Source organism: Streptomyces nogalater, assembly GCF_039532885.1.
Classification (GTDB): Bacteria; Actinomycetota; Actinomycetes; order Streptomycetales; family Streptomycetaceae; genus Streptomyces; species Streptomyces nogalater.
Genome location: NZ_BAAASM010000036.1, coordinates 245,217 through 262,773 on the forward strand (window position 1 = coordinate 245,217; position 17,557 = coordinate 262,773).

The 17,557-nt window shown below is 72.7% G+C and carries 15 protein-coding genes; 11 read left to right on the forward strand and 4 right to left on the reverse strand.

Annotated elements, in window-relative coordinates:
- Positions 1 to 13: 13 nt before the first annotated feature.
- On the reverse strand, positions 14 to 1,627 hold the full coding sequence (locus tag ABD350_RS24510; RefSeq protein WP_344350472.1) for a multicopper oxidase family protein: 1,614 nt from the start codon (positions 1,625 to 1,627) through the stop codon (positions 14 to 16).
- A 122-nt stretch (positions 1,628 to 1,749) separates the two neighbouring features.
- Positions 1,750 to 2,439, reverse strand: a complete 690-nt coding sequence (locus ABD350_RS24515) for a lysophospholipid acyltransferase family protein (protein WP_381563165.1) — start codon at positions 2,437 to 2,439, stop codon at positions 1,750 to 1,752.
- A gap of 322 nt (positions 2,440 to 2,761) precedes the next feature.
- Here ABD350_RS24515 and ABD350_RS24520 point away from each other — a divergent pair, with 322 nt between their 5' ends.
- The 3 genes from ABD350_RS24520 to ABD350_RS24530 all read left to right on the forward strand — a co-directional run bounded on the left by ABD350_RS24520 (position 2,762) and on the right by ABD350_RS24530 (position 5,077).
- The gene (locus ABD350_RS24520; protein WP_344350474.1) at positions 2,762 to 3,937 is read left to right on the forward strand and encodes a glycerophosphodiester phosphodiesterase; all 1,176 of its coding nucleotides are present in this window, start codon (positions 2,762 to 2,764) and stop codon (positions 3,935 to 3,937) included.
- Positions 3,938 to 4,027: 90 nt separating this feature from the next.
- Positions 4,028 to 4,534, forward strand: a complete 507-nt coding sequence (locus tag ABD350_RS24525) for a sigma-70 RNA polymerase sigma factor region 4 domain-containing protein (RefSeq protein ID WP_344350475.1) — start codon at positions 4,028 to 4,030, stop codon at positions 4,532 to 4,534.
- 45 nt (positions 4,535 to 4,579) lie between these two features.
- Positions 4,580 to 5,077: a GNAT family N-acetyltransferase gene (locus tag ABD350_RS24530; RefSeq protein WP_344350558.1), complete on the forward strand. Its 498-nt coding sequence runs from the start codon at positions 4,580 to 4,582 to the stop codon at positions 5,075 to 5,077.
- Between the two features lie 72 nt (positions 5,078 to 5,149).
- Here ABD350_RS24530 and ABD350_RS24535 read toward each other — a convergent pair whose 3' ends face one another.
- A complete protein-coding gene (locus ABD350_RS24535) occupies positions 5,150 to 5,569 on the reverse strand; it encodes a hypothetical protein (protein WP_344350476.1) in 420 nt (139 codons plus the stop codon).
- Between the two features lies 1 nt (position 5,570).
- Positions 5,571 to 5,930: a hypothetical protein gene (locus ABD350_RS24540; protein WP_181795687.1), complete on the reverse strand. Its 360-nt coding sequence runs from the start codon at positions 5,928 to 5,930 to the stop codon at positions 5,571 to 5,573.
- A 69-nt stretch (positions 5,931 to 5,999) separates the two neighbouring features.
- Here ABD350_RS24540 and ABD350_RS24545 point away from each other — a divergent pair, with 69 nt between their 5' ends.
- The 8 genes from ABD350_RS24545 to cobT all read left to right on the forward strand — a co-directional run bounded on the left by ABD350_RS24545 (position 6,000) and on the right by cobT (position 17,549).
- Positions 6,000 to 6,650 carry an HAD family hydrolase gene (locus ABD350_RS24545; protein WP_344350478.1) on the forward strand — a complete coding sequence of 217 codons (651 nt, stop codon included), beginning with the start codon at positions 6,000 to 6,002 and terminating at the stop codon, positions 6,648 to 6,650.
- 289 nt (positions 6,651 to 6,939) lie between these two features.
- Complete coding sequence (locus ABD350_RS24550) at positions 6,940 to 8,031, forward strand: methionine ABC transporter ATP-binding protein (protein ID WP_344350479.1); 1,092 nt, start codon at positions 6,940 to 6,942, stop codon at positions 8,029 to 8,031.
- On the forward strand, positions 8,028 to 8,765 hold the full coding sequence (locus tag ABD350_RS24555; RefSeq protein WP_344350481.1) for a methionine ABC transporter permease: 738 nt from the start codon (positions 8,028 to 8,030) through the stop codon (positions 8,763 to 8,765). The genes ABD350_RS24550 and ABD350_RS24555 overlap by 4 nt, the downstream gene beginning before the upstream one ends.
- Before the next feature lie 65 nt (positions 8,766 to 8,830).
- Positions 8,831 to 9,661 carry a MetQ/NlpA family ABC transporter substrate-binding protein gene (locus ABD350_RS24560; RefSeq protein ID WP_344350483.1) on the forward strand — a complete coding sequence of 277 codons (831 nt, stop codon included), beginning with the start codon at positions 8,831 to 8,833 and terminating at the stop codon, positions 9,659 to 9,661.
- A 21-nt stretch (positions 9,662 to 9,682) separates the two neighbouring features.
- Positions 9,683 to 10,510, forward strand: coding sequence for a MetQ/NlpA family ABC transporter substrate-binding protein (locus tag ABD350_RS24565; protein WP_344350484.1), 828 nt, complete (start codon positions 9,683 to 9,685; stop codon positions 10,508 to 10,510).
- A 161-nt stretch (positions 10,511 to 10,671) separates the two neighbouring features.
- Positions 10,672 to 11,310, forward strand: coding sequence for a GNAT family N-acetyltransferase (locus ABD350_RS24570; protein WP_344350486.1), 639 nt, complete (start codon positions 10,672 to 10,674; stop codon positions 11,308 to 11,310).
- Positions 11,311 to 11,401: 91 nt separating this feature from the next.
- On the forward strand, positions 11,402 to 12,685 hold the full coding sequence (gene cbiE, locus ABD350_RS24575) for a precorrin-6y C5,15-methyltransferase (decarboxylating) subunit CbiE (protein ID WP_344350487.1): 1,284 nt from the start codon (positions 11,402 to 11,404) through the stop codon (positions 12,683 to 12,685).
- 343 nt (positions 12,686 to 13,028) lie between these two features.
- Positions 13,029 to 17,549 carry a nicotinate-nucleotide--dimethylbenzimidazole phosphoribosyltransferase gene (cobT, locus tag ABD350_RS24580; protein WP_344350488.1) on the forward strand — a complete coding sequence of 1,507 codons (4,521 nt, stop codon included), beginning with the start codon at positions 13,029 to 13,031 and terminating at the stop codon, positions 17,547 to 17,549.
- Positions 17,550 to 17,557: the final 8 nt, after the last annotated feature.

The following is a 17,557-nucleotide window of genomic DNA, read 5'->3' on the forward strand; positions in this document are numbered from 1 at the left end:
CTCGGGGCCCGGGTCACTTCTTGTAGCCGAGGACCGTCATCATCCCGCTCTCCGAGTGGTACTGGTTGTGGCAGTGCAGCATCCACAGCCCCGGGTTGTCGGCGTCGAAGTCGAGCACCAGCTTCCGGTGCGGCAGCACCAGCGCGGTGTCCTTGCGGGCGCCCGCGGAGTCCAGCCCGGTGACCGCGAAGGTGTGCCCGTGCAGATGCATGGGGTGCCACATGTCGGTGGCGTTGATGAGGGTGAGCCGCACCCGCTCACCGGTGCGGACCGGGTGGCGTTGCTGCGGGGTGTAGGCCTTGTGGTCGAACCCCCAGTCGAACTTCGCCATCGTCCCGGTGATCCGGATGCGCACCTCGCGGTCGGGGTCCCGGTCGTCCAGGGCCACCGACTCGTGGGGCAGCAGACGGCGCGCGGGGACGGTGTTGCCGTCGAGTTCCCGCGGGTGGACCTCGCCCGGGGGCAGGGACTTGCGCGTCTTGCCGGTGTGCAGGACGGCGAGGGCCCTGCCCTTCTTGCCCTCGGGGAGCGCGACCAGCGGGAACATGCCGTCCCGGGCGGTGATCAGCACGTCGTACCGCTCCGCCATGCCGACGAGGAGCGCGTCGGTCTCGCGGTGCCGCACCGGGTAGCCGTCGGTGTGCGTGACGGTCATCTTGTGGTCGCCCAGCGCCACCCGGAACGCGGTCTCGGAACCGGCGTTGACGATGCGCAGCCGCACCCGTTCGCCGGGACGGCAGCGGAACACCGACGGACCGGCGGGCAGCCGGCCGTTGATGAGGTAGTGCGGGTAGGCGACGCTGCCGCCCTCCCCGTGGAGCATGCGGCTGTGGGACTTGTGCAGCACCCGGTTGGGGCCCGTCGGCTTCGCCTTCTTCGACGGCGCCGGGTGCGCCGTCGTCGGGTGGCCGGGGCCCATGCCCATGCCCCCCATGTCCATGGCGCCGCCCGGCTTGAGCTGTTCCAGGACGTTCTCGGGGGTGGAGCCCTCCACGCCGTCGAGCCAGTCGTCCAGGACCACGACCCACTCCTTGTCGTAGGAGAGGGGCTCCCTGGGGTCCTCCACGACGAGCGGCGCGTACAGGGCCCGGTCGGGCTGCATGCCGACGTGGGAGTGCAGCAGGTACGTTCCCGGGTGCGCGACGGTGAAGCGGTAGCGGAAGTCGGTGCCGGGGTGGATGGCGCGCTGGGTCAGGTCGGGGACGCCGTCCATGTCACAGCGCAGCCGCACGCCGTGGGAGTGCAGGGTGGTGGTCTCGGGCAACCGGTTGGCCAGTGTCAGGTCGAGCACGTCACCGGCGGTGACCCGCACCAGCGGGCCCGGCACCTCCTCGTTGTACGCCCACGTCCGGACGGAGTGCCCGCCGATGTCGAGTTCGGACTCGGCGGCGGTGAACCGGAAGACGCGCTCGCGGCCGGCCCCGCGTCTGCGTTCGGCGGCCAGGACCTCGGGATCCGAGGGATTGACATACCCTCTGGGCCCGGCCGGGACGAACCGCTCTCCGCCGCCGGGGTGTTCGGGTCCGGAGCCGGATTCCGGGCCGGAACCGGTGCAGGCTGCCAGGAATCCCGCGCCGGCGGCGGCGAGGGGGGTGCGGAGCAGGGTACGCCGAGAAGGTGTGAACATGTCTAAATAAGACATGTTGGGTGGTCAGGTGGCCCGGTAATGCGGCCGAATGCCCGATGTGTCGGGGGCAGATTCCACCAGCAGGCGGACGAGCGGGGGTCCCACGCCCCGCGCCCGGGGCCTCAGGCGGCCTTCGCCTTCGTGGCGTACATGTCCACGTACTCCTGCCCGGACAGCCGCATCACCTCGGTCATCACCGAGTCCGTCACCGCCCGCAGGACGTACCGGTCCCGGTCCATGCCGTCGTAGCGCGAGAACTCCATGGCCTCGCCGAACCGCACCGTGACCCGGCCCGGCCGCGGCAGGCCCTTGCCGCCCGGCTGGAGCTTGTCGGTGCCGATCATGGCGAACGGCACCACCGGCGCGCCGGTCATCAGCGTCAGCCGGGCGATACCGGTACGGCCCCGGTACAGCCGGCCGTCGGGCGAACGCGTGCCCTCCGGGTAGATCCCGAAGATCCGGCCCTCCTCCAGGATGCGGCGCCCGGTCATCAGCGCCGCCACCCCGCCGTTCGCCCCGTCCCGGTCCACCGGGACCATGCCGACACCGGTGAAGAACCAGGCCATCAGCCGACCCTTGACGCCCTTTCCGGTGACGTACTCGTCCTTGCCGATGAAGTGCACCTGCCGCTTGGTGACCAGCGGCAGCACGATCGAGTCGATGAAGGTGAGGTGATTACCGGCCAGAATCACCGGGCCGTCCCCGGGGATGTGCTCCGCGCCCTCCACCTGGGGGCGGAACATCAGGCGCATGATCGGTCCGAGCACTGCCTTGATGAGCGCGAAGCGGGACAACGGGTCCTCCGATGTCAAAGGGGGCGATATGAGTCTGTGCAGGTGAGGACATTACTCGCGGGGCAGGTCCGCGCGCACATCGGAGACGCCCGCTTCGCCGAGGTCTTACGAACTGTTGACACGGGTTTACCTGCGGTGGCGCCGCCGGGACGGCGGGTAACAGCCTTGTGCGCGTGTGACGGACATCGCGCCGGCCGCGGCCCCGCCCCCGCCCCGTCACCCTCCGCCGCCCGCCGGACACCCGACGGCACCCCGGTGTTCGAACGAGGGCCTCCCTTCGGTCATGTGTACGCCCCTACGATCGGCGCGCACCGCAGAAACGAACGGCAGGAGGGCGCGCATGGACGGCGACCAGGAGAACGATCAGACGCAGCGAACGGGACGGCGGGCACTGCTCGGTGCCGCGGTGCTCGGCGCGGGCGGAACGGTCCTCGGGCTGACCGGCACCGCACGGGCCGACGCGGCCCGCCCGGCCGGGCGCCCGGGCCGCGGACTGAAGAGCCTGCCGGTGCCCACGGTCATCGGCCACCGGGGAGCCAGCGGCTACCGGCCCGAGCACACCTTCGGCTCCTACGACCTGGCGCTGGACCTGGGCGCCGACGTGGTCGAGGCCGGCGACCTGGTGCCCACCAGGGACGGCCACCTGGTCTGCCGGCACGAGCCGGAGATCGGCGGCACCACGGACGTCGCCGCCCACCCCGAGTTCGCCGGCCGCAAGACCACCAAGGTGCTCGACGGCGTCCCCACGACCGGCTGGTTCACCGAGGACTTCACCCTCGCCGAACTGAAGACGCTGCGCGCCGTCGAGCGCGTCCCGGCCAACCGGCCGCACAACACCCTCTACGACGGCCGCTGGGACATCCCCACCTTCGAAGAGGTCCTGAAGTGGCAGGACGAGCAGACCCGCAGGCGCGGCCGGCAGGTCTGGATCTACCCGGAGGTCAAGCACCCCACCTACTTCCGCGAACTGGGCCTCGGCCTGGAGGAGCGGGTGGCGAAGCTGCTGCGCAAGTACGGCAAGGACGGCCGCCACTCCCCGGTCATCCTCCAGTCCTTCGAACCGACCAGCATCCAGCGGCTGAACCGGCTGGTCGACAACCCGCTGGTCGTCCTGCTCTCCTCGGCGAACAGCCGGCCCTACGACTTCGTGGCGACGGGCGACCCGCGCACCGTCGCCGACCTCGTCACCCCCAAGGGCCTGCGGGAGATCGCCGGCTACGCGCAGGGCATCGGACCCACCGTGGACCTGGTCATCCCCAGGAAGGCGGACGGCACCCTGGACGGACCCACCACGCTCGTCTCCGACGCGCACCGGGTGGGCCTGGTCGTCCACCCCTACACCCTGCGCAACGAGAACCCCTTCCTGCCCGCCGAGTACCGCAGGGGCACCGCCGCCGACGGCTACGGCGATGTCCTCGGCGCCTTCGCCGAGTACTTCGCGACCGGCATCGACGGCGTCTTCACCGACAACCCCGACACCGGACTGCTCGCCCGCGCCGACTTCCTGGCCGGCTGACGCCGTCAACCCCGCACCGGTCGACACCCGTTCGGGGTGAGTGTGCGCCGTCACGGCAACCCGCCGCCGGGGCGGCTCGTCGTTCCGCATATGACGTACGACCTGGTAGCCACCCTGCGCCCGCTGCTGGCCGCCGAGGCCTCCGCCGAGGCTTATGTCTCCGGTGGCGAGCCGGGCGATCTGGAGCAGGCCGTCTGGCTCCGGCTGCTGGAGCGGCTGGAGACCGACGGGCCGCCACCGGACCCGCCCGGCTGGCTGCGCGAGGCCGTCCGCGCCGAGGCCCGCCGCTGTCGGCACATCACCCGGCGGGAACGGCCGTACGACGGGGAACCCGCCGACCTCCTCGGTCCCGGGCCCGAACAGCACGCCCTGACCGCCGCCCGCCACCGCGCCCTGCGCCGGGCGGTCCGCCGGCTGCCCGGGCGCTGCCCCCGCCTGATGGAGGCGCTGCTCTCCCCGAAGGACCTCACCTACCGGGAGATCGCGGGGGAGTTGGGTATCTCACAGGGCAGTCTGGGACCGGAACGTTCCAGATGTCTCGGTTGTCTGCGGAGATTGCTCACACCGGAGGTTGCGGCGTGCGAACCGCGGGGATAGGAGTGGGGGACGACAGGTGATCAGGTGAGCGGGAGGCGTGCGCACATGGGCATGAGCGTGACCATCTCGGCGGCGACCGGGCAGGACGCGGAGCAGATCTTCAGGCTCCAGTACCTGTGCTTCCAGAGCGAGGCCGCGTTGTACGGCAACTACCGCATCGACCCGCTCGTGCAGACCCTGGACTCCGTCCGCCAGGAGGTCGCCACCGACTGCGTCTTCGTCGCCCGGCTCGGCGAGGAGGTGATCGGCTCGGTGCACGGCAAGGTGACCGAGGACGGCGCGGCGGCCATCACCAAGCTCTGCGTCCACCCCCGCCTCCAGGGCCACGGCATCGGCGCCCGGCTGCTGCGCGCGGCCGAGGCCGCACTGGCCGAGCGGCACGGCGCCACCCGGTTCCGCCTCCACACCGGCCACCGCAGCGAGGGCAACCTCCGCCTGTACCGCAGGGTGGGCTACCAGACGGTGGGCCGGGCCAAGGGAGACGACGGCGTGGAAATGATCATCCTGGAAAAGGAGACGGGCGCCTTCGTCGCCACGGCGTGACGAAAAGCGCCCCCGAAGGGGCGCGGGGAAGCGCGCGACAAGCCACGGACGACCCGCGCCCGCCGGCGTTCGTCAGGCGCCCCTCCGCGCCCGCGCCCTCCGCAGCCAGTACATCGCGGACAAGGGCAGCAGCACGGGGATGAACACATACCCCATCCCGTACTCGGACCACACGGTCGCGTCCGGGAACGCCGACGGCTCGACCAGCGTCCAGGTACCGACGATCAGCACCCCCGCCAGCTCGGCGGCGCAGCACACCAGCGCCGCCCTGCGCGCGGTCTCCCCGCCCCGCACCAGCGTGTAGGTGATGAACGCGTACACCACACCCGCCAGGGCCGACAGCGTGTACGCCAGCGGCGCCCGGTCGAACTCCGTGGCGATCTGGTACACGGACCGCGACAGCGCGCCGACCACCATCACGCCGTAGAACCAGACCAGCAGCATGCCCGGCCCGCTGATCAGCCGGGCCGGCTTCTCCTGGACCGCCGTCACCTCAGCCTCCCCAGATGTCGTAGAGCCGTACTTCCAGGACGGCCAGCACCACCCCGGCCGCGGCGACCGTCACCGAACCCCAGCGGGTCCGCTCGGCCAGCGACATGAACCCCGCGGCCGGAACACACGCGAACGAGCCCAGCAGATACGCCACGAAGATCGTCGTGCCCTGCTCCGGCTTCCCGCCCCGCGCCAGCTGCACGATCCCGGCCACCAGCTGGACCAGCGCCAGCACCGACACCACGGCCATGCCGATGAAGTGCCAGTCCTTCGTCGGCTGGTCCCGGTAGGCGGCCCAGCCGCACCAGGCGGCGAGCAGGAGCGCGGCGACCCCGGTCACCAGCATCAGGGCGTTGAGCATGCCGTGACCTTAATACGGCCCAAACGTGCCCGAGCCGCCGCCCCCGCCGAACGCCGTAGGGTCTGGGCCATGACGATCCACGCGCACGCCCTCCTGTTCGACAACGACGGCACCCTCGTCTCCTCCCTCGACTCCGTCGAGCGCTGCTGGTCCCGCTGGGCCGGGGAGTACGGGATCACCGCCGAGGAGTTCGGCCGCGTGGAACTGCACGGACGCCCGGCCGTCGAGATCGTCGCCGACCTGCTGCCCGCGCACCTGGTCCCGGAGGCGGTCGCCCGGGTCGAGCAGCTGGAGGTCGAGGACGTGCCGAACGGCGGCGTGCGCCTGCTGCCCGGGACCCGGGACTTCCTGGACGCCCTGCCTGCCGACCGCTGGGCAGTGGTCACCTCCGCCACCCGCCGCCTCGCCGAGGCCCGCCTGGGCGCCGTCGGCATCGCGCCGAAGGCCCTCGTCTCGGCCGACGACGTCACCCGCGGCAAGCCCGACCCCGAGCCCTATCTGCTGGCCGCCCGGCAGCTCGGCGCGGACCCCGCCCACTGCGTCGTCTTCGAGGACGCCCCCGCCGGACTGCGGGCCGGGCGCGCGGCCGGCATGACCACCGTGGCGTTGGCCACAACCCACCGGGCCGCGGACCTGGACGCCGACCTGGTGGTGGACGACCTGTCGGCCTTGTCCGCACTGGTCACCGACCGGGGCGTGACGATATCCCGCCGCGGCTGAGCCCCCGGCCCGCCCTGTCCGCCTCTGTCCACCATCCGGACAGCGGCGACCGTTCGAGACCGCCCGTCTGGTTTACTGATCGCATGACCAGGACGAGCTGCCGCACCCTTGCGACCGAGGCGACCATGACGCCCGGTGCTCGTTGTATGTGTCGCCTGATGTGTCGAATGTGCGCCTTCTAGAGGGCCCCCGCATCAGTTGAGCCTCGCGCCCCGAAGCGAGACCCGTGGCATGTCCGTGCGCCGTAGGCCGTACGAGACGCACACCCCCCGCTCCATGCCGCAACCGCATGCACCCGTGCCCGGGCACACCCACGCCCGCGCACTCGACAGTGACGGAAACCCACGTGATCACCACCTCGGGCCTGACCAAGGTCTACCGCTCCCGCGGCCGTGAGGTCACCGCCCTCGACGGCGTCGATCTGCACGTCCGCGAAGGCGAGGTCTACGGCGTCATCGGCCAGTCCGGCGCCGGCAAGTCCTCCCTCATCCGCTGCGTCAACCTGCTGGAGCGCCCCACCTCCGGCACCGTGACCGTCGCCGGGCAGGACCTCACCGCCCTGGCGGGGCGCGGCCCGCGCGCCGGCCGGGAGCTGCGCCGCGCCCGCAGCCGGATCGGCATGGTCTTCCAGCACTTCAACCTGCTGTCCACGCGGACCGTGCAGGACAACGTCGAGCTGCCGCTGGAGATCCTCGGCAAGTCCGGCAAGGAGCGCTCCCGCAAGGCCCTGGAGCTGCTGGACCTCGTCGGCCTCGCCGACAAGGCCAAGGCCTACCCCGCCCAGCTCTCCGGCGGCCAGAAGCAGCGCGTCGGCATCGCCCGCGCCCTGGCCGGCGACCCCAAGGTGCTGCTCTCCGACGAGGCCACCAGCGCCCTGGACCCGGAGACCACCCGCTCCATCCTCCAGCTGCTGCGCGACCTGAACCGGCAGCTGGGCCTGACCGTCCTGCTCATCACCCACGAGATGGACGTGGTGAAGTCGATCTGCGACTCCGCCGCCCTCATGGAGCGGGGCCGCATCGTGGAGTCCGGCACCGTCAGCGAGCTGCTGGCCACCCCCGGCTCCACGCTGGCCGCCGCGCTGTTCCCGGTGGGCGGCGAGGCCACCGGCGCCGACCGGACCGTCCTCGACGTCACCTTCCACGGCGAGAGCGCCACCCAGCCGGTCGTCTCCCAGCTCGCCCGCACCTACAACATCGACATCTCGATCCTCGGCGCCGCCATCGACACCGTCGCCGGCCTCCAGGTCGGCCGGATGCGCATCGAACTGCCCGGCCGTTACGAGGACAATGTGGTCCCGATCGGGTTCCTGCGCGAACAGGGCCTGCAGATCGACGTCGTGGGCCAGGACGCCCCGCTGGTGAAGGAAGGTGCCAAGTGACCTGGTCGGAGATGCAGCCGCTGCTGTCGGACGCGTGTAGCCAGACCTTCACCATGGTGCTCTGGTCCACCGTGATCGCCGTCGTCGCCGGTCTGCCGCTCGGTCTCCTCCTCGTCCTCACGGACCGGGGCGGCCTGCTGCAGAACGTCCTCGCCAACAAGGTGATCGGCCAGGTCGTGAACGTCGGCCGGTCCATGCCGTTCATCATCCTGATGGTCGCGCTGATGACCTTCACCCGCTGGGTCACCGGCACCACCATCGGCACCACCGCGGCGATCGTGCCGCTCGCCATCGGCGGCATCCCCTTCTTCGCCCGCCTGGTCGAGACGGCCGTGCGCGAAGTGGACCAGGGGCTCGTCGAGGCCGTGCAGTCCATGGGCGGCAACACCTGGACGATCGTCCGCAAGGTCCTCGTCCCCGAGGCCCTGCCCTCCCTGATCGCCTCCACCACCACCACGATCATCGCCCTCATCGGCTACTCCGCCATGGCCGGCACGGTCGGCGGCGGCGGCCTCGGCGACCTCGCCGTCCGCTACGGCTACCAGCGCTTCGAGACCGAACTGATGTGGATCACGGTGGCGATCCTCGCCGTCGTCATCTCCCTCATCCAGTTCGCCGGCGACTTCGCCGCCCGCTCCCTGCACCGCCGCGGCGCCCGCTCCGGCCCGGCCCCCAAGCTCCGCCTGCTGAAGGCCAAGGAGCCCGCGGCGGCAGAGATCAGCAAGGTCGCGTAAGGCACCCAGAGCTCCCCGGCCACTCGTACCCGGGGTCGCACCACCCTTAAGGAAAGGCACTTTTCGTGCGTAACACCGCCAAGCTCACCACCGCCGTCCTCGCCGCCTCAGCCCTGACCCTCGGGCTGACCGCCTGCGGCTCCGACAAGGACTCCGGCTCCCTCGACGCCAACGGTCCGCTGATCGTCGCCGCGAGCCCGACCCCGCACGCCGAGATCCTCAACTTCGTCAAGGACAAGCTGGCGAAGAAGGCGGGCCTCGACCTGGAGGTCAAGGAGTTCACCGACTACATCGCGCCGAACACGGCGACCGAGGACGGCTCGGTGGGCGCCAACTACTTCCAGAACCAGCCGTACCTCGACGACTTCAACAACAAGCGCGGCACCCACATCGTGCCCGTCGTCACGGTGCACCTGGAACCGCTCGGCCTGTACTCCCACAAGGTCAAGAAGGCCGACGCCCTCAAGAGCGGTGCGACCGTCGCCGTCCCGAACGACGCCGTCAACGAGGCCCGCGCCCTGAAGCTGCTCGCCGACAACGGGCTGATCACCCTCAAGGACGGCGCCGGCAACGAGGCCACCCCGCGGGACATCACCAAGAACCCCAAGAACCTCAAGTTCAAGGAGGTCGAGGCGGCCCAGACCCCGCGCTCCCTGGACGACGTCGACGCGGCCGTGGTCAACGGCAACTACGCCATCTCCGCCGGCCTGAAGCCCGCGAAGGACGCCCTCGTCCTGGAGTCCCCCAAGGACAACCCCTACGGCAACTTCCTCGCCGTGAAGAAGGGCAACGAGAAGGACCCGCGGGTGACCAAACTCGCGAAGCTCCTCACCTCGCCCGAGGTCAAGAAGTTCATCGAGGACAAGTACCAGGGCTCGGTCATCCCGTCGTTCTGAGCCGCCGAGGGGACTGAAGCCATGCGCACGTCCGTCGCCGCCGTGGCCGCCCTGGCCCTCGGCCTCGGCCTCACCGCCTGCGGCTCCGGCACGGACTCCGGCAAGGGCGGTGGCAAGGACGGCACCCTCGTCGTCGGCGCCACCGCCGTCCCGGCCGGTGAGGTGCTCACCTACATCAAGGACCACCTCGCCGCCAAGGCCGGCCTGAAGCTGGAGATCAAGGAGTTCACCGACTACGTCCTGCCCAACACCGCCCTCCAGGAGGGCGAGCTGGACGCCAACCTGTACCAGAACCAGCCCTACCTGGACGACTTCAACAAGTCCAAGGGCACCGACCTGGTCTCGGTCGTCAAGCCCTACCTGCCGCCCATGGGCGTCTACTCGCACCGGGTCAAGGACGTCACCCAACTCGCCGACGGCGCCACCGTCGCCGTACCCAACGACATCACCAACGAGGGCCGCGCCCTGAAGCTGCTCGCCGCCGGCGGTGTCATCAAGCTCAAGGCGGGCGCCGGCACCGACGCCTCCCCCCGGGACGTCACCGACAACCCCCGGCACCTGAAGTTCAAGGAGCTGGAGGCCGCCCAGCTGCCCCGCTCGCTCGACGACGTGGACGCCGCGGTCGTCAACAACAACTACGCCCAGGACGCGGGTCTGAGCCCCGCCGAGGACGCCATCCTGCTGGAGTCGGCGAAGAACAACCCCTACGCCAACCTCCTCGCCGTCAAACGCGGCCACGAGGACGACCCACGGGTGAAGAAGCTCGCCGGACTGCTCGTCTCACCCGAGGTCCGCGCCTTCATCAAGGACAAGTACCACGGGTCCGTCCTGCCCGCGACCGGCGGCTGACCGCACGCACACCGCGTACGGCGACGCACGGGGTCCGCTCCCTCGGGGGGAGCGGACCCCGTCGTGCGCTCCGGTGGTTTCATGCTGCATGCTGGGCAGTTCAGCGGACCTGACGGCCCTGACGGTCTTCCGAGGAACTTCCGAAGGTTACGGAGCGGCGCATGACGAGCACCTTCCCCAACATCTCCATCAGCACGGAGCGGTTGGTGCTGCGTCCCCTCGACGAGGACGACGTGCCCGCCCTGGCCGAGATGATGAACGACGAACAGGTCGTCGCCTGGACCACCGTCCCCCACCCCTACACCGAGGCCGACGCCCGCCGGTGGATCACCCGGCTCGCCCCCGGGGAACGCACCGAGGGCCGGGGCATCGTCCTCGCCGTCACCGAGTTCCTCACCCAGCGGCTCGTCGGCATCGTGCACCTGAGGAACACCGACTGGCGCGTCCGCTCCAGCGAACTGGCCTACGTCATCGCGCCCTGGGCCCGGGGCGAGGGCTACGCCTCCGAAGCGGCCCTCGCCACCGCCCAGTGGCTCTTCCACGACCAGGACTTCGAGCGGATCGAACTGCGCACCGCCGCCGACAACACCGCCTCCCAGCAGGTCGCCCAGAAGATCGGCTGCATCAGCGAGGGCGTGCTGCGCAACGCCTGGATAGCCCGCGCCAGGGCCGAGGACGGCTCCTGGGCCCGGGTACGCACCGACATCATCGTCTGGAGCCTGCTGCCCGAGGACCTCGCCGGCGTCGGCGAGCAGCCGGCCGACGCCAGTGGTTTCACCTCGTACTCGGACTGGAACTGAGACCTCCGAGCTTCACCAGGTACGCTCACGGAGCCCGCGTACCGGGCTCCCTCCCCGAAGACCCGCGCAGAACCACTGGAGACTGACGACGATGGCCGACCGGGTCACGGTGATCGGCTGGGACGGCACGCCACTGACCGCCGCGGCACGGGGCGCCCTCGGCGCCGCCACCCTCGTGGCCGGAGCCGCCCACCACCTGGCGCTGCCCGAGGTGCCGCCCACCGCCGAACGCGTCCGCCTCGGCAGCCTCCCGCTGGCCGCCCGCCGCATCGCCGCCCACCGCGGCACCGCCGTCGTCCTCGCCGACGGCGACCCCGGCTTCTTCGGCGTCGTACGCACCCTGCGCGCGCCCGAGTTCGGCCTGGAGGTCGAGGTCGTCCCCGCCGTCTCCTCCGTCGCCACCGCCTTCGCCCGGGCCGGCATGCCCTGGGACGACGCCCAGGTGGTCGTCGCCCACCCGCGCACCCTGCGCCGCGCCGTGAACGTCTGCCGCGCCCACGCCAAGGTCGCCGTCCTCACCGCGCCGGGCGCCGGCCCCGCCGAACTCGGGCTCCTGCTGGAGGGCGTGCACCGCACCTTCGTCATCTGCGAGGAACTGGGCACCGACCGCGAACAGGTCAGCGTCGTCACCTCCGACAAGGCCGCCGACCACACCTGGCGCGACCCCAACGTGGTCATCGTCATCGGCGGACCGGCCGGCGCGGCGGAGGGCGGCGGGTGGATCGCCGGCCGCGACCCGGCCACGGGCCCGCGGGGCTGGGTACAGCCCGACGCCAGCTACACCGACGGGCCGGCTTCCGTGCCGGGCGGCGGTCCGGGTGGCGGTACGGGCAACGGTCCGGGCGGCGGTTCGGCCGCCGGGCTCGGCGAGGGGGAGAAGGAACTGCTGCGCGCCGCCCAACTCGCCCGCCTCGGGCCCCGGGTCGGCGACCTCGTCTGGGACATCGGCTGCGGCGCCGGCGCGTTCGCCACCGAGGCCGCCCGGGCCGGCGCGGCCGTCATCGCCGTCGACCACGACCCGGCCGCCTGCACCCGCACCGAGGGGGCCGCCCGCCGCTTCGGGGTCCAGCTCCAGGTGGTCTACGGCAGTGCCCCGCACGTCCTGGAGAACCTGCCCGAACCGGACGTCGTACGGGTCGGCGGCGGGGGCCCGGCCGTCGTCTCCGCGGTCGCCGACCGGCGCCCGCGGCGCATCGTCACCCACGCCGCCACCCGGGACGCCGCCGAACGCGTCGGCCGCGACCTGACCGAGCACGGCTACCGGGTCCAGTGCGCCCTGGTCCAGTCCGTCGAACTCGACACCAGGGCCTGGACCGAGACCGAGCGGAACGTCGCGTTCCTGCTCAGCGGGGTCCTGCCCGATCGCGCCCCGTGATCCTGTTGTCGTACCGCGCGCGGTAGGCTGGCCGATCGTTGTACCGCACCGGTGGCCCGAACTTCGTTCGCCAATGTCCGGATCGCACGCCCGTCTTGGGCGGGTGTGGTACTGCGGAACCGGAGGACGCGCAACGTGGCGCAGTCCACAGCGGGCTGTCGCGGATCATGCTGTCGCGACGGCGGAACGGCCGGGACAATGCCACTGAATGGCTTTGTCGCCTTTTCCGGCGGGTCGTTCGTGCCGCTGGGCACGGACGCTCGTTCTTCACTGCGGGGCGGTCGGTGCGCCGTTCCGGGTGAGCTGGTCGTAGGGAGCACTAACCGATGGGCGAGGGGTACGCATGACCGACACCGGCCAGGTCCCGGGCGAGGGGCAGCCGGAGAGCGCAGGCATGGTGGAGCAGCCGGGCGTCCCCGCGCACGGCGCGTACACCTACCTCTCCGAGGCGCCCGCCGAGGACGAAGACCTGCTGCTGCCGGGTGCCCAGGGCGCGTGGGGCAACGAGGTGCCGCCACCTGCCCCGGAACCGGTGGTGGAGGCCGTCCACGAGCCGGGCCCGCACGAGACGGCCGGCCGTGACACCGGCTCGGTCGACCTCGGCGGTGTCCGCCTGCCCCACCCGGGTCCCGCGTCGGTGCCGCCGTCGCCCATCCTCTCGGCGCCGCACGACCCGGCGTCCGCGCCGCAGCCGCCGCGCCGTCCGCTGCACCTCGGCCCGCCGATCCCCGACGCCTCCGCGAGCCCGGTCCGCTCCCTCGCCGACCGCGGCCCCGCCGGAGCGCCGGCCCGCCAGCCCGGCCCGCCGGCCCCCGGCCCCGAGTACCTCGACGCCCATCCCCACACGGCCCCGCAGAACGCGGCCCCGTGGGGCACGGCAGGCGAGCCCCAGCCTCCGGCCCACACCGAGACCCAGGCCCGGGCTCAGGAGGAGGCTCTGGTTCAGGACGACGTACAGGTTCCGGGCGAGGAGCAGGGGCAGGCCGACGGAGAGGCCCAGGGCGAGGCTCGGGTTCCGACGGACGTACAGGCTGAGGGCCAGGCCCAGGCCCAGGTCCCGGCCCAGCCGGAGGGTGAGGCTCAGGTTCCGGGCGAGGGGCAGGGCGAGACGCAGGTCCAGGTTCAGGCCCAGGCCCAGGTTCAGGTCCAGCCCGAGGTTGAGGCTCAGGTTCCGGCCGAGGGGCAGGGCGTGCTTCAGGGCCAGGCTCCGGCTCCGGCCGAAGTCCAGGCTCAGGCTTCCGCGCAGGACCAGGCTCCGGTCGAGGCCGAGGTGGAGGCCGAAGTTCCGGCCCCGGCACCGGCCCCGGCACCGGTTCAGGCTCCGGTCGAGGACCCCGCCCAGGCTCCGGTCGGCGCGCAGGCACCGGCTGCGGAAACGGTTGGCCCAGCCGAGCCCGTCACCCCCGCCGCTCCAACCCCCGCCGCTCCTGCCTCCACCGAGCCGGCCGACGCGGCCCAGGCCACGATGGCCCGCCTCGCGAGCCAGACGGCGGCCCAGAACACGTCCGGTGACACCGGCCGGTTCCCCGTCGCGCACGGTCACGACGGTGCGTACACCGCACCGGCGGAGGCGCCGACCGCCGAGGCCGGGGACGAGGGCGGCGCGGACGCAGTCGACGTCGACACGGCGGAGCCGGACGTTGCGGTCCAGGTGACACCGGAACAGGCCGCGCAGCTCGCGCAGGCTGCCGAGGCCGCTGCGACGCATGCCGAGGTTGCCGCTGCCGCTGAGACCGCTGCGGTGACCCCTGAGGCCGAGGCCGAGGCCGAGGTCGAGACCGCCGAAGCGGCCGCGACCGAACCCGGCGGACCCGAACCCGTCGTTGCCGAGGCCGCCGTGACCGAAGCTCACGTAACGGAACCTCACGCAACCGAACCTCCCGTAGCCGACCCTGCCCTGACCGATCCGGTCCAGCCGGGCACGGACGCGGAGCCGGTCGAGGCCGCGCAGCCCACCGAGGCCGCGCAGCCCGCCGAGGACCCCCGGACCACTCAGGGAGTGCAGCCGGACACGGCCCCGCAGGTCGCCGACCCCGCCCAGGCCCAGCCTGCCGCCGACGCCCCGGAGCCAGTGGCGCCCGCCGCCCCGGCCGCCGTACAAGACGTCGCTCAGGGCGCGGCCCAGGCCCCCGACCAGGCCCCCGCCGAAGTCCAGGCCACCGCCCCGGAGATGCCGGAGGCCCCCGCCCCGGCCTCCGCCGAGGTCCCGGCCGCCGTCCAGGAGGCGGCCCCGGTCGCCGCCCCCGCCGCCGTCCAGGACGCGGCCCAGGCCACCGCCCAGGAGATGGCGGAGGCCTCCGCCCCCGCTTCCACCGAGGTCCCGGCCGCTTCCGAAGCCCCGGCCGACGGCGCCGCTCCGGCGGCCCAGCCCGCCGCCCCGGGCAGTGCCCCCGCCGCTCCGGGCACCGACCCCGCCGCCCAGGTGGCCGAGCCCGCAGCCCCGCAGGCCCCCGCCGAGCCCGCGCCCATCGCCGCTCCGGCTCAGCCGGGCCCGGGCGCACCGGACGCCGTACCGGCTGCCCAGCCCGCCGTGGCCCAGGCCTCGGAGGCACCGGGGTCCCACGCACCGGCCGAGGCGACCGAGCCGGCCGTCCTCCCGGCGCAGGGGCCCCAGCTCGCCGAGAACGCCCCGCAGGGCGCCGCAGCGGAGGCCGGGGCCCCGGCCGCTCCCGCCGCACCGGAGCAGCAGCCGCAGACGGCACCGGCCGACGAACCCGCACCGACCGCCGGTCCCCGGTCGCAGCCGCAGCCCGACCCCCGGCCGCAGGCATCCGCGCCGGCGCCGGACACCGTCGTACCGGACCCCGAGCAGCCGCTCGGGCAGTTCGTGCCGGTGCAGGGGCAGGTGCCCACCGCCCCGCACCTGGCGCCCACCGCGCCGCAGCCCGCGGTGCGGTCCGCGGCCGAGCCGCAGGCCCCGCCGGAGCAGCCGGAACCGGTGGCCACGGTGCCCGCGCCCCGCGAGGGCGAGCCGGCCCAGGTACCGGCCGGGGCGGACGCGCAGCCCACCCCGGATGCCGTACAGCACACGGGGGACACGGAAGACACGGGGGACACGGAGGGCCTGGACACCAGGGCCGCCGACCAGGAAGAAGGCACGGCCGCGGTGGCGGAAGCACGACAGTCCACCGGCCCGGCCGCGCCGCCCTACGCCGACGCCGAGCGCGAGGCCGTCCTGAAGGTGATGCGCGAGCGCCGCGACATCCGCAACGGTTTCCGCAGCGACCCCATCCCGCACGAGGTGCTGCTCCGGGTCCTGGAGGCCGCGCACACCGCGCCGTCCGTGGGCCACTCGCAGCCCTGGGACTTCGTCGTCATCAGATCCGCCGAGACCCGGCAGACGATGCACGAACTGGCGATGCGACAGCGCGAGGCGTACGCCAAGTCGCTGCCGAAGGGCCGGGCCAAGCAGTTCAAGGAACTGAAGATCGAGGCCATCCTCGACACCCCGGTCAACATCGTCGTCACCGCCGACCCCACCCGCGGCGGCCGGCACACCCTCGGCCGTCACACCCAGCCGCAGATGGCGCCCTACTCCTCGGCGCTCGCGGTGGAGAACCTCTGGCTCGCCGCCCGCGCCGAAGGCCTCGGCGTCGGCTGGGTCAGCTTCTTCGACGAGCGGGAGATGGTCCGCGCGCTCGGCCTGCCCGAGCATCTGGAGGTCGTCGCCTACCTGTGTGTCGGGTACGTCGACGAGTTCCCGGACGAGCCCGAGCTGATGCAGGCCGGCTGGTCCAAGCGACGCCCCCTGTCCTGGGTGGTGCACGAGGAGACATACGGCCGCCGCGCCCTGCCCGGAGAGGAACCCCACGACCTGCTCGCCGAGACCGTCGCACAGATCCGCCCGCTCGACGCCAAGGCGCTCGGCGAGGCATGGGAGCGCCAGAAGCGCATGACCAAGCCGGCCGGCGCGCTCGGCATGCTGGAGATCATCTCCGCACAGCTGTGCGGGCTGTCCCGGCAGTGTCCGCCGCCGATCCCGGAACCCGCCGCCGTCGCGGTCTTCGCCGGCGACCACGGCGTGCACGCCCAGGGCGTCACCCCCTGGCCGCAGGAGGTGACCGCCCAGATGGTGGCCAACTTCCTCGGCGGGGGAGCCGTCTGCAACGCCTTCGCCGCCCAGGTCGGCGCCGAGGTGTGCGTCGTGGACGTCGGCGTCGCCGCCGACCTGCCCGCCACACCGGGCCTGCTGCCGCGCAAGATCCGCGGTGGTACGTCCGACATGACCACCGGCCCCGCGATGACCCGCGAGGAGGCCAAGGCGGCCATCGAGGTGGGCATCGAGACCGCCCGCGATCTGGTGGCGGCCGGCAACAAGGCGCTGCTCACCGGTGAGATGGGCATCGCCAACACCACCGCGTCCGCCGCGCTGATCTCCGTCTTCACCGGCGCCGACCCGGCCGAGGTGACCGGGCGCGGCACGGGCATCAACGACGAGACGCTGGTCCGCAAGACCGAGGTGGTCCGCCGCGCGCTGGAACTCCACCAGCCGGACCCGGCCGACCCGATCGGCGTTCTCGCGGCCGTCGGCGGCTTCGAGCACGCGGCCATGGTCGGCCTGCTGCTCGGCGGCGCGTCCCTGCGTACGCCGGTGATCCTGGACGGCGTCAGCGCCGGTGCGGCGGCCCTCGTCGCCCGCGCGATCGCCCCCGAGGTGCTCGCGGCCTGCATCGCCGGTCACCGCAGCGCCGAGCCGGGCCACGTCGCCGCGCTGAACAAGCTGGGCCTGCGCCCCCTGGTCGACCTCGACCTCCGCCTCGGCGAGGGTACGGGCGCCCTGCTGGCACTCCCGCTGGTCCAGAGCACGGCGAGGGCCATGCACGAGGTGGCCACGTTCGACGCGGCGGGCGTCACCGAGAAGTAGAGGCACGA